The organism is Flindersiella endophytica, from assembly GCF_054779015.1.
Genome location: NZ_BAAGYY010000020.1, coordinates 184,489 through 198,206 on the forward strand (window position 1 = coordinate 184,489; position 13,718 = coordinate 198,206).

The following is a 13,718-nucleotide window of genomic DNA, read 5'->3' on the forward strand; positions in this document are numbered from 1 at the left end:
TGCCGCGGGGTAGCACCGTGCGACCACCGAGCGGTGCGAGGAAGGTCCCATGGAGGCGACGGTCAGGCTGCGGGTCGACGGAGAGTGGCACACGTTGTCGCTGGACACCAGGACGACGCTGCTCGACACGTTACGCGAGCGGCTCCACGCGACCGCTCCGAAGAAGGGGTGCGACCACGGTCAGTGCGGCGCCTGCACGGTGCTCCTCGACGGCCGCAGGACGTTGAGCTGCCTGATGTTCACGGTCGCCAACGACGGAGCCGAGGTCACCACCGCCGAAGGGCTGCGCGACGGCGAAGCCCTGCACCCCGTACAGCAGGCGTTCCTGACACATGACGGCTTCCAGTGCGGCTACTGCACGCCCGGCCAGATCTGCTCTGCCGTGGGGATGCTCGAGGAGGTCAAGGCCGGCTGGCCCAGCCACGTCACCAAGGACCTCGCCGGCCCGGTCGAGCTGACCGACGACGAGGTGCGGGAACGCATGAGCGGCAACCTCTGCCGCTGCGGCGCCTACGTCAACATCGTCGCCGCCATCAGGGAGGCGGCCGGTCATGAAGCCGTTTGACTACGTACGCGCCGACGACGCCGCCGGCGCGGTCGCCCTCGTCGCGGACCGTCCAGGAGCGACGTACCTCGGCGGCGGAACGAACCTCGTCGACCACATGAAGCTGGGTGTCGCCTCGCCTGACCTGCTGGTCGACGTCACAGCACTCCCGTTCGACGGGATCGAGCCGCTCGCGGGCGGTGGCCTGCGGATCGGTGCGTCCGTCCGCAACAGCGAGCTGGCGGCCAGCCCGCTGGTCCGCGAACACTATCCGGTGCTGGCCGAGGCGCTGCTGGCCGGCGCGTCGGGCCAGCTCCGCAACGTCGCCACCACGGCCGGAAACCTGCTGCAGCGCACGAGATGTGTGTACTTCCAGGACGTCACGACGCCCTGCAACAAACGCGAGCCCGGCACCGGCTGCCCGGCGATCCAGGGCTACAACCGCTACCACGCCATCTTCGGTGCGTCCGGGCACTGCGTGGCCACACATCCATCCGACCTGGCGGTGGCGCTGGCCGCCCTCGACGCCCGCGTGCTCGTGCTCGGTACGTCCGGCGAACGCTCCATCCCGCTCGTCGACCTGCACCGGCTGCCCGGCGACGCACCCGAACGCGACACCGTTCTCGAGCCCGGTGACCTGGTGACCGCCGTGGAGCTGCCCGCTCTTGCGTTCGCGGGCTGCTCGACCTACCGCAAGGTACGCGACCGGGCGTCGTACGCCTTCGCGCTGGTGTCGGTCGCTGCCGCCCTGCACGTCGTCGACGGGACCGTACGAGACGTACGGATCGCGTGCGGAGGCGTCGCGCACAAGCCGTGGCGGGCGTCGCGGGCGGAGGCCGCGCTGTACGGCGCGTACGCCTCCGGTACCAGTTTCGAGCGAGCGGCCGACGCCGAGCTCGATGCGGCGAATCCCCTGTCAGGCAACGGTTTCAAGCTGCCGATGCTGCGGCAGACGCTCGTGACCGTGTTGCGTGACCTCGCCGCACGAGAGGAAGCCACATGACCTCCCGGCTGGAACCACATGCGGTCGGGCAGGCGCTGGTCCGGGCCGACGGCGTGCCCAAGGTGACCGGAACGGCGGCCTACGCCTACGAGCAGCCCGTCGAGTCGCCGGCGTACGTCCATCCGTTGCAGGCCACGATCGCGCGCGGCCGGATCACAGCGTTCGACACCGCCCTGGCCGAGGCGCTGGACGGTGTGCTGGCCGTGCTGACCCATCTGAACGCGCCGAGGCTGGCAAGCGATGACGACCGGGAACTGGCAGTCCTGCAGTCGGATGAGGTCGCGTTCCGCGGTCAGCTGATCGGAGCCGTGGTCGCGGAGAGTGCCGAGATCGCCCGCCAGGCAGCGGATCTGGTCGGTGTGGCGTACGAGACAGCCGACGCGGACGTCGAGCTGCACGCCGATCGCGACGACCTGTACACACCGGAGAAGGTCAACCCCAGCTTCCCGTCCGACACCTCCGACGGCGACGTGGAGTCGGCGCTCAGCACGGCGCCGGTGACGGTGGACCACACCTACACCACGCCGATGGAACACAACAACCCGATGGAGCCGCACGCCACGATCGCCTGCTGGGACGGGGAGAACCTCACGCTCTTCGACTCGACGCAGGGCGTGCACACCGTACGAAAGACGCTGGCCGGTGTCTTCGGGCTCGAGCTCGAACAGCTGCGCGTGGTCTCGCCGTACGTCGGCGGCGGGTTCGGTTCCAAGGGCATGCCGCACGCGCACAACGTGCTGGCCGTCCTCGCGGCTCAGGTCTGCCCGGGCCGGCCGGTGAAGCTCGCGCTCGCCCGGCAGCAGCTGTTCGCGCTGGTGGGCTACCGCACACCGACGATCCAGCGGGTCCGGATCGGCGCCGACGGAACGGGGAGGATCACGGCGATCGCGCACGACGTGATCGAGCAGACCTCGAGGTTCAAGGAGTTCGCCGAGCAGACGGCCGTCGTCACGCGGATGATGTACGCCGCGCCCAACCGCGCGACGAGTCACCGGCTGGCCGCGCTGGACGTTCCGGTGCCGTCGTGGATGCGGGCGCCCGGCGAGTGCCCCGGCATGTACGCGCTCGAGTCCGCGATGGACGAGCTGGCCGTCGCCTGTGCGGTCGATCCGATCGAGCTGCGGGTACGCAACGAGCCGGCGATCGACGCGGAGACCGGCTTGCCGTTCTCCAGCCGCAACCTGGTCGCTTGCCTACGCGAAGGTGCGCGGCGGTTCGGCTGGTCGGGGCGCTCGCCGGTGCCGGGCGCACGGCAGGAGGACGACTGGCTCGTCGGCACCGGAGTCGCGGGCACGACGTACCCGGCGCGCCGGATGCGAGGCTCGGTCGCACGGATCCAGTACCGGCCGGACCAGAAGTACTCCGTCGACATCGGTGCCGCCGACATCGGCACCGGAACGTGGACCGCGCTGGCTCAGATCGCCGCGGACGCACTCGGCGTTCCGGTCGACCGGATCGAGCTGCGAATCGGCGACACCGACCTGCCGGCCGCGTCGGTCGAAGGCGGGTCGACCGGGATCGCGTCCTGGGGCAGCACGATCGTGGCGGCCGCCGAGGCGTTCCGCGAGCAGCATGGTGCCGTGCCCTCGCCGGGAGCGCAGGCGCAGGCCGGCACACCCTCGAACCCGGCGGCCAAGGAGTACTCGATGCACGGCTTCGGCGCGCAGTTCGCCGAGGTCCGGGTGCACGCCGCCACCGGTGAGATCCGGGTGCCGCGCCTGCTCGGTGTCTTCGCCGTCGGCCGGATCGTCAACCCGCGTACGGCACGCTCGCAGCTGATCGGCGGCATGACGATGGGGCTGTCGATGGCGCTGCACGAGGCGAGCGTGGTGGATCCGAGGTTCGGCCACGTGGTCAACCACGACCTCGCGGAGTACCACATCGCGACGTGCGCCGACACCGGCTCGATCGAAGCCACCTGGATCGACGAGGACGACCCGCACGTCAACCCGATGGGTGCCAAGGGCATCGGCGAGATCGGCATCGTCGGCACCGCCGCCGCGATCGCCAACGCCACCTACCACGCGACCGGTGTCCGCATCCGCGACCTCCCGATCACAGCCGACAAGGTTCTCGAGGGCTGAGTCGCACGCCCGATTCGGTGGGCGCGTGCTCGCGCGCTGACGCGATCCGCCCACGCGCACAGGCTGGCCGGGGCCGCGCCGAAACCGCCCACCACAGTCCTCATCCGCACACGTGACTGATGCGATCCGCCCACGCGCGTAGGTCGGCTGGGGCGGCGCGGTAGTCGTCGATGAGGTGATCGACCGTTTCATGGCGGGCGGGCAGGTCGTCGGCGTTGGCGTCTGCTCGGACGCAGGCTTCGACGTTGCGTAGCAGCCAGTCGATGTCGGCGGTCTCGACGGCGAGGCCGAGTGGGTCGCTCGGTTCGGCGTCACCGCCGGCGGCGCGGTAGGCCGAGACGAAGGCTCGCGCACTGCCGTCCGGATCGTCCGGGTTCGCGAACGACATCGCCGCCACGACCAGTTCGACGTCCGGGAGTACCGGTCCGGCGTAGTCCCAGTCGGTGACGGCGATCCGGTCGCCCGACAGCACGACGGCGTTCTTCGGGTCGAAGTCGCGGTGGCTGAACCGCATCGGACGGCGTTCGGCGCGGACCTGCTCGACCTGGCTCGCGAGGTCGTCGACTACCGGCGTGAGCGCCGCCAGCCGGCCGGCCCACGCGAACCCGGCGCGAGCCGCATCGGACACGGCCCGATTCCAGCGTTCGCGGTCGGGTCCGCGCAGCTGCGAGCTGTCACCACCGGGCACGTGCATCGCGTGCAGTACGCCGAGAATCCGACCGGCCTGCCGGATCCACTCCGCTCCACGCTGCGCGGCACTCGCCGGCGTGCCGGTCACCCACTCGTGACACCGAGCCAGCCGGATCTCTGCCTCTGTTGGGATCTCGGCGAGCCAGCCACCGTCGGCGGCGACCGGCTGTGGCATCGGCACCAGCCCGGACTCCAGCACCGCGGCCTCGAACGCCATCGCCTCGCGCAGCGTCGTGAGCCGATCCGCGGTGAAGCCGGACGGAAAGAGCTTGAGCGCGTACGTCCGCTCGGCGGTGCGTACCCGGACCACCTCGTTCGACCATGCCTCCTGGACCGGATGTGCGTCGAGCACCTCGCCGAGGCCGAACCGTTCCGCCACGATCCGTATCGCGGGAGTAGTCATCGGACACGACCGGATCCGGACAGAAGGACGATCTCTGGCAACGCCTGCATAACTTCGCAACCTAACCCCACGTTTGCGAGTAGAAGTACATGCCTCGGGGGTTCCATCCGTACTTACTCACCGCCTCTTACCACCAAAGGAAGCGATGAACGTCCCAGGCACGACCCGACGGATGACAGGCCGCATCCGTCGCAGCGGTGTTGTTACCGCACTTCTTGGCCTCGCGCTGACCGCATTCGGCGCCGTGGCACTCGCACAGCCGGCCTCCGCGACCGGCGGCGACCAGCCGCCCGGCGCCAACGGCTCGGTGAAGATCGACGAAGCTCCCGTCGACAGCGACCCGTCCAACGAACCGCACGTTGGATGCGGGTTCACCGTTCAGTTCTTCGGATTCGACGAAGGCACCAACACCGCCGAGGTCGTCTTCACCGCACAGGATCCGAGCGGCGATGCCGTCGTCACGGCCGTCGAAGGCCGGAGCTCGTTCACGTTCGAGGGCGGCAACTCACCGAGTGACACCGCCACTCACACCGAGTCGTACAAGCTCGACACCGAAGGCCTCACCGCGACCAACCAGGGCGTGCACATCAAGGTCGATGTGAAGGTCACCGACGTCGGCGGCAAGGTGGACTTCGACAAGTACAAGGTCTTCTGGACCGGGACCTGCGAAGACGAAGAGACACCTACTCCCACGCCGACGCCGACCGTCATCGAGACGCCGACGGAGGCTCCGACCGGTACGCCCACGCCGACCGCCACGACCACGGGCACTCCGTCGCCCGGGCCAACCGCGTTCGACGGTGGCATCGACGACTCCACTCCGGCCGGCGGCTCGGGTCTTCCCGGCGGTCTCGGCTGGATCGCGTTGCTCGCCGGCGCGGCACTGCTGATCGCCGGACTCGCACGGCTTGCCGTGCCCGTGTATCGGAACCGGTTCTCGCGCAGTGCATAAGAAAGCCCTCACCTGGCTTTCCCTGGTGGCCGGCGTGGCGCTGGTGCTCACGGGTTACCTGGTGCTCCGACCTCAGCAGTCCGAGGTCGGAGCACCAACCTCCAGTGCCTCCGAACGAACCACGTCGGCCAACCCGGGGAACGAGGCGGACGTTCCGGACAGCGGCCTGCCGCCCAAGGCACGGGCACGCAGCCAGGCCTCCATCGAGGACTCCGCCACCGAGGTGTCGGAGCACTCGTTCGCCCGCCTGGTGATCCCGAAGCTGAAGGTCGACGCACCCGTACACGAGGTCGGGATGAGCACCGACCCGTCGGATCCGAAGTACCGCATCCTCAGCCCACCAAGCGATCCGGACCAGATCGGCTGGTGGAGCGGTGGCCCGCTGCCAGGCTCGCCCAAGGGCACGACGTTGCTGATCGGCCACACCAAGAAGCGGTCCGGTGTGGCGGGCATCGGCGACGGCGCGCTGGGATACATCAGCCGGCTGAGCGCGGGCGACTCCATCGACGTGGAAGTCGAGGGCCGCACCGTCGCTTACCGGGTGGAGCGGGTCGTACCGGACCAGCCGTTCAGCACGGTCGCGAACGAGGCGGGAAGCATCGACGACCGCGAGTATCCAGGCGGCCGGCTCGTGCTGGTCACCTGCTGGTTCGACGGTTCGACGTTCACCGGCAACACCTTGGTGTACGCGACTCCGATGTAGGACCGGTCCCGGCCGCGGCGTGCGATCCTGTTTGTTGTGAGCACTCCGACACCGCCGTCCGGGCCGCAGGGATACCCGCCGCCCGGAGGACAGCAGCCTGGTGGTGGGTACGGACCGGGCCAGCCGCCTCGGCAGCCGTACGGACCGCCCGGTCAGCCTGGTCAGCCGCAGCCCGGCCAGCCGGGCCAGCCGGGCCAGCCGGGGCCGTACGGTCAGCCACATCCGGGTCAGTACGGCCAGCAGCCAACCCAGCCGACTCAGCCGATGCAGCCCGGGCAACCGTTCGGCCAGCAGCCCGGCCGGCAGCCGCTCAGCCAGGCGCCGGCACCCGCCGGCTGGCTCGGACCCACGCCGGACGAGAAGCCACCCGGTGGACGCAAGGGCCTGGTCGCCACGGTGATCGTGCTGGCTGTCCTGGTGCTCGCGCTCGGCGGCACCGCCGGCTTCCTCTGGTTCACCCGGTCCAGCGACAGTGGCAACCACGATCCGGTCGCGCTGCCGGCGAGCCTGGCCGGCTTCGAGGGCGTGAGCGGTGACGACGCCACCTATCTGCGGGATCAGACCATCAAGACCTACGACAAGGCGTTCGACTCCTCCGCCGACATTCGCGAATACAGCAAGGGTTCCGGCGAGGAGAAGCAGTCCATGACCGTCCTCGCCCTGCGCCACATCATGCAGCGGCCCGTCACCTGGGTCACCCGCCAAGATCCCCAGGGCACCCGGGTGACCGAGCCCAAGCCGGGCATCTGGTGCGTGGAGTATCGCTCGGGCAAGGACGAGAAGTACGACACGTCCTACTGCATCAAGTCTACCGAGGACCTCAGCATCTCGGCGTCCTACTACAGCTCGAAGACCAAGCTCACGCCCGCACAGCTCGCGGACCTGACCGAGCAGGCCTGGTCGGCCACCAACGGCAGCTGACCGGGCCTGGTCCCGTTCCCGGTCACCGATATCCGGCGGCCTGCAGCTCGTACAGCTCCGCGTAACGCCCGCCCAGTCGCAGCAGGGTCTCGTGGTCGCCCTGCTCGACGACCCGGCCCTGGTCCAGCACGACGATGTGATCGGCTGCCCGTACGGTCGAGAACCGGTGCGACACCAGCAACGTCACGCCGCCCGTCGAGCGGCGCTCTCGGGCGGCCGCGGCATACCTCGCGAAGAGCGTGTCCTCGGTCTGCGCGTCCAGCGCCGCCGTCGGCTCGTCGAGTACGGTCAGCAACGGATCGGTACGCATCAGCCCGCGCGCCAGCGCCACCTTCTGCCACTGGCCGCCCGACAGCTCGGTCCCGCCCGGCCAGGTCGCGCCCAGCTGCGTGTCGAGCCCGCCCGGCAGTGTGCCGGCCAGATCCTCCGCGCCAGCGGCGGCCAGGGCGCGCTCAGCAGCAGCGGCATCCTCGTACAGCGACGGCTCCCCCAGCGTCACCGCCTGCCGCACCGTGAGCTCGAACCGCGCGTGGTCCTGGAACGCACCCGCGCAACGCCGTCGCCACTCCGGCAGGTCGAGGTCGCGCAGGTCGTGACCGTCGACCAGCACCGCACCACCGTCCGGCGCGTACATGCCGCACAGCAGCTTCACGAGCGTCGTCTTGCCGGCCCCGTTCTCGCCGACGATCGCCGTCACACTCCCCGCCGGCAAGCGCAACGTCAGGTTGTCGAAGACCGGCCGTTCCGTACCCGGGTACCGGAAACTCAACCCACGTAGTGAGATCCCGTCGGTCAGCCGGGACGGTACGGACGCGGGCCCTACCGTCGCGGCCGAACGCTCGGCTTCGGCGCGGTCGTGCAACCAGAGGAACCGGCTGCCGATGCCGAGGCAGCTGACCAGCCACTCCGTCATTCCCACGACCATGCCGAGGTTTGCGCTCATGCTCTGGGCCAGGACGATCGCGAGCACCAGATCGCCCACCGTAGCCCGGCCGGTGACGACGCCGTACGCGACCAGCAGCAGCGTCGCGGTGAACCCCACAGCCATCAACACCGTCGCCGCGGCGTTCCATCGTCCGCCCGTCCACACCACGCGGGTACGAACGGCGTGCTCGCGCCGCCAGGTGTCGCGGTTCAGCTGGAGCAGCCTCCCGCTGAGGCCGAACACGCGAATCTCCTTACCAGGCGAGGCTTTCGAACCGAGCGTGACCAGGTGCCGCAGCAGCCGGCGCTCCTCGCCGGTGCGTTCCTGCGCGTTCCGTTCGCGCGCGGCGCCGGCTCGGGCGGCGAGCACCGCCGGCACGCCGAACAGCGGCAGCAGGATCAGGATCGGATGTAGCGAGGCGAGCAGCACGATCGTCAACGTGGTCTGGGCGATCGCGCCGACGGTCTCGCCGAGCGCCTCGAACGTCCAGTGGACGATCCAGGTCTCCTTGCGCAGCGGATCGAGCCGGTCGAGGTACTCCGGGCGTTCGAGATGCTCGATGCCGTTCATGCCCGCGGAGGTTCGGATCAGCCGTTCCTCCAGGACCACTCCGGCCTTGTCCTGGAACGTCTGCTGGACCCGCTGGCCGAGCCCACCCGAGATCCAGCCGAGGATTTCGGTGAGGACGAGCAGGGAGGCGGCCAGCACCACCGTTCGGGCGTGGCCTCCGATCGCACCGTCGACCAGGTGCTTCAACCACAACGCGTCCAGGCTGCCGAGCGCCCAGCCCGCGGGTACGAGCAGCAACGTGCCGGCCGCGAGCGCCGGATGGCTCCGGGCCGCGATCCGGAACGTGAACGCCAGCGTCCGCAGCGAGCCGGGCAGGTCCTTGTCACGCATCGCTCGCGACCTCCTCGGGCTCGAAGCCCTCGACGGCAGTGCCGTCGCCGTTGAATCGCTGTGCCTGCAGGCGGAACATCTCGCTGTAGATGCCGCCGGCCGCCAGCAGCTGCTCGTGGGTGCCGAGCTCGACGATCCGCCCGCCTTCGAGCACAGCGATCCGGTCGGCGTGCCGGACGCTCGGCAGCCTGTGCGTGACGAGCAGCGTCGTCGTGCCGGCCGTCAGCTCGAGAAACCGGTCGAACAATTCGGCCTCGGCACGTACGTCGAGCGCGGCGGTCGGCTCGTCCAGTACGAGCAGCTTCGCCCCGCCCTCGGCCGCGCGCAGGGCACGAGCCAGCGCGATCCGCTGCCACTGCCCGCCCGACAGGTCCATGCCGTCGCGGTAGTGCCGGGCGAGGACCGTGTCCCAGCCGGCCGGCAACTGCTCGATCAGGTCTCGCGCGCCGGCCCGGTCGGCGGCTCGCTCGGCTGCCGGCAGATCGTCCGATTCCCCAACCCGGCCCAGCCCGACGTTCTCGCGGGCGCTCAGCTCGAACCGGATGAAGTCCTGGAAGATCACGGCGACCTGCGCCCGCCAGGAACCCAGATCGAGGTCGCGCAGGTCGTGCCCGTCGACCAGGATCGCACCCTGGTCGGGGTCGTAGAGCCTGGTCAGCAGCTTCAGCAACGTGGTCTTGCCCTCACCGTTGCGGCCGACGATCGCGAGCGAACTGCCGGCAGGGATCTCGACGTCGAGCCGGTCGAGCACCGGCCGGTCCTGGCCCGGATAGCGGAAGCTGACACCTTGCAGGCGGATTCCTTCGCATGGCATGGCGTTCGCCGGCACCGTGCCCTCGGCTCGGAAGCCCCTCGCGTGGGTGCGCTCCTCCAACCCGAGCAGGTGCGGGATCGCGGCGGCGCCCTGGCGTACCCACCAGGTCTGGAGCAGCCCGTTGCCGAGCATCCGAAGCGCCAGGATCGCCTGTACGTAGACGGTCAGCTCGGCGGCACTCAGCCGGCCGGCGAGCGTTCCGTACGCCAGCGCGGCGATCACCGGCGCGCTCGCGACCGCGATCGTGCCGATCGTGCCGAGAACGGGAAGCAGCCCGGCCCGGCGGGCGCGCCACACGTGCTGGAGAAACGCCGTGCGGTTCTGCCGCGTCCGGCCGGCGAGGAGGCCGGCCAGCCCGAACAACCTGACCTCCTTGGCCGCGGGCGGGTCGAGCGCCAGGTCGCGGAAGTAGTCGGCCCGGCGATCGAGCGTGGCGTACTCCTCGCGCTGCTCGATGATCCGGTACTCGTTCCCCGCCATCCAGACGTGGGTGGCCAGCGCGCCCGCGATCAGCAGCAGCGGCGCCCACCAGGCGAAGCCGGCGAGCAGGATCGCGGCGCCGGCGCCGGTGACGACGGACCGCATGGCTCTGCCGAACTCCTGGACGATCCGGGTCTGCGGCGCCAGGTCGGCCCATTCGTACTCGCCTGCCCGCTGGATCTCGTCGGCGGTCTGGCTGTCCTCGAGGTGGGCGACACCCGGCGGGCCGAGCGTCGCGGTGAGCAGGCTCTCGCGCATCCGCTGGCCGACCATCGAGCCGATCGTGGCGGCCACGGCGTTGCGGATCGGCGCGAGAACCTGCCCAACGGCGAACACGAGTCCGACCGCGCCGATCGCGAGCGCCAGGTCACGGGCTTCCGGCGAGTCGATGCCGGCCCCGAACGCAGGCTGGGCGCGAGCGACCGCCAGCCCGCTGGCCGCCATCACGACCGGCCCGAGCGAGCCCTCGACGACAACGAGTGCGACGAATCCGGTGAAGCGCAGCGGCGCGGTCCGCGCCACGAACACGACGAGCATGCGCAGTGCGCTGAGAAAGGGTGCAGTGGTTTCGTGGGACACCGAGGTACTCCTGTGACGAGACATGCGTCAGTACGCCGCAACTGCTCGCAGAAAGTGAGCAGGCGGCCAGGACAAGGACTTCTGCTGCGCGGCGGCCGGGCGGACATCCGAAGACGTCGGCGACCACCACGCTAGACCCCGGTGCAGGGCGGGCGCATCCGATTTAGGACGCAGCCGGATGAGGACCCGAGCCGCGCCTTCAGCGCGGAATGGCCTCGCGGGCGGGCCATGGGCTGTCGGCTGGGCGCAGGGCGTCGTAGCCCTTGCCGTTGCGCGCGGCCCAGGCGGCCAGGACGCCCATCACCATCGTCGGGTTGTGGAGGTTGCCGGCGAGCACGCCTTCGACCAGCTCGTCCAGCGGCGCCCAGGTCACCGGCATGTCGGCCTCCTCATGGACGCCGTTGTGGCGTTCGGACTCCGGCACCTCCGACAGGCCGCGCGCGAGGTAGATCCGCAGCGACTCCGTGGTCATCCCCGGCGAGGTGAACGGGTCGACCAGCACCCGCCAGTCGGTCGCGCGCACGTGGCCCTCTTCGTAGAGCTCGCGCTGCGCCCCCACGAGGTAGTCCTCGCCCTCGACGTCGAGCAGGCCGGCCGGCGGCTCGAGCAGCCGGTGCCCGACCGGATGGCGGTACTGGCGGACGAGCAGCACACGCTCGGACTCGTCGAGCGCGATCACGCCGACCGCGCCCGGATGCACCACGACGTCACGGGTGAACCCGCCACCGTTGGCCACGACGTCACGCCGGACGTCGATCACCCGGCCAGTGTGCAGCGAGACCTCGGAGGAGGAGACCGGCCAGCGCTCCGGAACGTCCAGCCACGAGCTCACGAACGCACCCCAGCCTGCATGATCTCCTCCACGACATCGACGTCGTCGATGCCCTCCTCGACGGGAAGCTGCATCTCGCGCTGCCGGCCGATCGCCGCCTTCACCAGCCCCGAGAACAACGGATGCGGCCGGGTCGGGCGCGAGCGGAGCTCGGGGTGCGCCTGCGTGGCCACGAAATAGGGGTGTACGTCGCGCGGCAGCTCGACGAACTCGACCAGCCGGCCGTCCGGAGACGTACCGGAGATCACGAACCCGGCGTTCTCCAGCTGCGAGCGGTAGGCGTTGTTGACCTCGTAGCGGTGCCGGTGGCGTTCCTCGACGTACGGCTCGCCGTAGACCTCGCGTACGAGCGAGCCCTCGGCCAGCTTCGCGGGGTAGAGCCCGAGCCGCATCGTGCCGCCCAGGTCGCCGGCGCCGGCCACGATCTCGCGCTGCTCCTCCATCGTCGCGATCACGGGGTTGGCGCAGGAGTCCTCGAACTCCGTCGAGTTGGCGTCGTCGAGGCCGGCCACCGAACGGGCGTACTCGACGACCATGCACTGCAGGCCCAGGCACAGGCCGAGCGTCGGCAGCTGGTGCTCGCGGGCGTACGTGATCGCGCCGATCTTGCCCTCGACGCCGCGCACGCCGAAACCGCCGGGGATGCACACCGCGTCGACGTCGGACAGGTGCCGGGCGGCGCCCTCCGCGCTGGCGCACTCGTCGGACGGCACCCACTTGATGTGCACCTTGGCGTCCTGGGCGAACCCGCCGGCGCGCAGCGCCTCGGTGACCGAGAGGTAGGCGTCGGGCAGGTCGATGTACTTGCCGACCAGCGCGACCGTCACCTCGTCGGCCGGCTGGTGGACGACGCGCAGCAGCTCGTCCCACTGGGTCCAGTCGACGTCGCGGAACGGCAGGTTGAGCCGGCGTACGAGGTAGGCGTCGAGGCCCTGCGAGTGGAGCACCTTCGGCAGGTCGTAGATGCTCGGCACGTCGGGGTTCTCGATCACCGCTTCCTCGTCGACGTCACACATCAGCGAGATCTTGCGCTTGACGCTCGTCGGCAGCTCGCGGTTGGACCGGCAGACGATCGCGTCGGGTTGGATACCGATGCTGCGCAGCGCAGCGACCGAGTGCTGGGTCGGCTTGGTCTTCAGCTCACCGGACGGGCCGAGGTACGGAACCAGCGAGACGTGCAGGAAGAAGACGTTGTCGCGGCCGACGTCGTGGCGTACCTGGCGAGCAGCCTCCAGGAACGGCAGCGACTCGATGTCACCGACCGTGCCGCCGATCTCGGTGATCACCACGTCGACCTCGGCGGCGGCCATCGCACGGATCCGCGCCTTGATCTCGTTCGTGATGTGCGGGATCACCTGGACCGTGTCGCCGAGATAGTCACCCCGGCGTTCCTTGGCGATCACGCTGGAGTAGATCTGCCCGGTCGTGACGTTGGCCGAGCCGCGGAGGTTGACGTCGAGGAACCGCTCGTAGTGACCGATGTCGAGATCGGTCTCGGCCCCGTCGTCGGTCACGAAAACCTCACCGTGCTGGAACGGGTTCATCGTGCCGGGATCGACGTTGAGATAGGGGTCGAGCTTCTGCATCGTGACGCGCAACCCGCGGGCCTTCAACAGGTTGCCGAGACTCGAGGCGGTCAGCCCTTTGCCCAGAGAAGAGGCGACGCCTCCCGTGACGAAAACGTGCCTGGTCGGATGCGAGGCTGCCAAAGGAATCTCCCCGTGGTTGGTTCGGGCGGAGGCGTCCTGGTTGAAATTCGACCTGTCCACGGGCTTTCAGCCTAGCAACCAACTGGCAAATACGCCCGTACCGCACCTCGCGGCGCGTGTCGCTTGCTGGCAGCAATCAGCCGGTCACGTTGACTGTCCCGTTTTGTGCCTCCTTCATA

11 protein-coding genes are annotated in these 13,718 nt (G+C 69.8%); 6 read left to right on the top strand and 5 right to left on the bottom strand.

What is annotated here, in order from left to right; all coding sequences use genetic code 11:
• Positions 1-49: 49 nt before the first annotated feature.
• From ACYVF6_RS23895 to ACYVF6_RS23905, 3 genes are read left to right on the top strand one after another with little or no spacing between them, the layout of a single operon-like run.
• Positions 50-565, top strand: coding sequence for a CoxS/CutS family dehydrogenase iron-sulfur subunit (locus tag ACYVF6_RS23895; RefSeq protein WP_460524725.1), 516 nt, complete (start codon positions 50-52; stop codon positions 563-565).
• Positions 552-1,547 (top strand): FAD binding domain-containing protein, encoded by a 996-nt coding sequence (locus tag ACYVF6_RS23900; protein ID WP_460524726.1) that lies wholly within the window; start codon positions 552-554, stop codon positions 1,545-1,547. The genes ACYVF6_RS23895 and ACYVF6_RS23900 overlap by 14 nt, the downstream gene beginning before the upstream one ends.
• Positions 1,544-3,631 carry a xanthine dehydrogenase family protein molybdopterin-binding subunit gene (locus ACYVF6_RS23905; RefSeq protein ID WP_460524727.1) on the top strand — a complete coding sequence of 696 codons (2,088 nt, stop codon included), beginning with the start codon at positions 1,544-1,546 and terminating at the stop codon, positions 3,629-3,631. The genes ACYVF6_RS23900 and ACYVF6_RS23905 overlap by 4 nt, the downstream gene beginning before the upstream one ends.
• A gap of 100 nt (positions 3,632-3,731) precedes the next feature.
• Here ACYVF6_RS23905 and ACYVF6_RS23910 read toward each other — a convergent pair whose 3' ends face one another.
• On the bottom strand, positions 3,732-4,724 hold the full coding sequence (locus ACYVF6_RS23910) for a phosphotransferase family protein (protein WP_460524728.1): 993 nt from the start codon (positions 4,722-4,724) through the stop codon (positions 3,732-3,734).
• A gap of 172 nt (positions 4,725-4,896) precedes the next feature.
• Here ACYVF6_RS23910 and ACYVF6_RS23915 point away from each other — a divergent pair, with 172 nt between their 5' ends.
• Genes ACYVF6_RS23915 through ACYVF6_RS23925 form a run of 3 tightly spaced genes read left to right on the top strand, consistent with a single transcriptional unit; the run spans position 4,897 to position 7,300 of the window.
• Positions 4,897-5,676 carry a hypothetical protein gene (locus ACYVF6_RS23915; RefSeq protein ID WP_460524729.1) on the top strand — a complete coding sequence of 260 codons (780 nt, stop codon included), beginning with the start codon at positions 4,897-4,899 and terminating at the stop codon, positions 5,674-5,676.
• The gene (locus tag ACYVF6_RS23920; protein WP_460524730.1) at positions 5,669-6,379 is read left to right on the top strand and encodes a class F sortase; all 711 of its coding nucleotides are present in this window, start codon (positions 5,669-5,671) and stop codon (positions 6,377-6,379) included. Before ACYVF6_RS23915 ends, ACYVF6_RS23920 begins: the two co-directional genes overlap by 8 nt.
• A 36-nt stretch (positions 6,380-6,415) precedes the next feature.
• Positions 6,416-7,300 (top strand): hypothetical protein, encoded by an 885-nt coding sequence (locus ACYVF6_RS23925; protein ID WP_460524731.1) that lies wholly within the window; start codon positions 6,416-6,418, stop codon positions 7,298-7,300.
• A gap of 22 nt (positions 7,301-7,322) precedes the next feature.
• Here ACYVF6_RS23925 and ACYVF6_RS23930 read toward each other — a convergent pair whose 3' ends face one another.
• From ACYVF6_RS23930 to ACYVF6_RS23945, 4 genes are all read right to left on the bottom strand, one after another.
• A complete protein-coding gene (locus ACYVF6_RS23930; RefSeq protein ID WP_460524732.1) occupies positions 7,323-9,125 on the bottom strand; it encodes an ABC transporter ATP-binding protein in 1,803 nt (600 codons plus the stop codon).
• Positions 9,118-10,998 (bottom strand): ABC transporter ATP-binding protein, encoded by a 1,881-nt coding sequence (locus tag ACYVF6_RS23935; RefSeq protein WP_460524733.1) that lies wholly within the window; start codon positions 10,996-10,998, stop codon positions 9,118-9,120. The genes ACYVF6_RS23930 and ACYVF6_RS23935 overlap by 8 nt, the downstream gene beginning before the upstream one ends.
• 199 nt (positions 10,999-11,197) lie before the next feature.
• On the bottom strand, positions 11,198-11,830 hold the full coding sequence (locus ACYVF6_RS23940) for an NUDIX hydrolase (protein WP_460524734.1): 633 nt from the start codon (positions 11,828-11,830) through the stop codon (positions 11,198-11,200).
• Positions 11,827-13,539: a CTP synthase gene (locus tag ACYVF6_RS23945; protein ID WP_460524790.1), complete on the bottom strand. Its 1,713-nt coding sequence runs from the start codon at positions 13,537-13,539 to the stop codon at positions 11,827-11,829. Before ACYVF6_RS23945 ends, ACYVF6_RS23940 begins: the two co-directional genes overlap by 4 nt.
• Between the last annotated feature and the right edge of the window lie 179 nt (positions 13,540-13,718).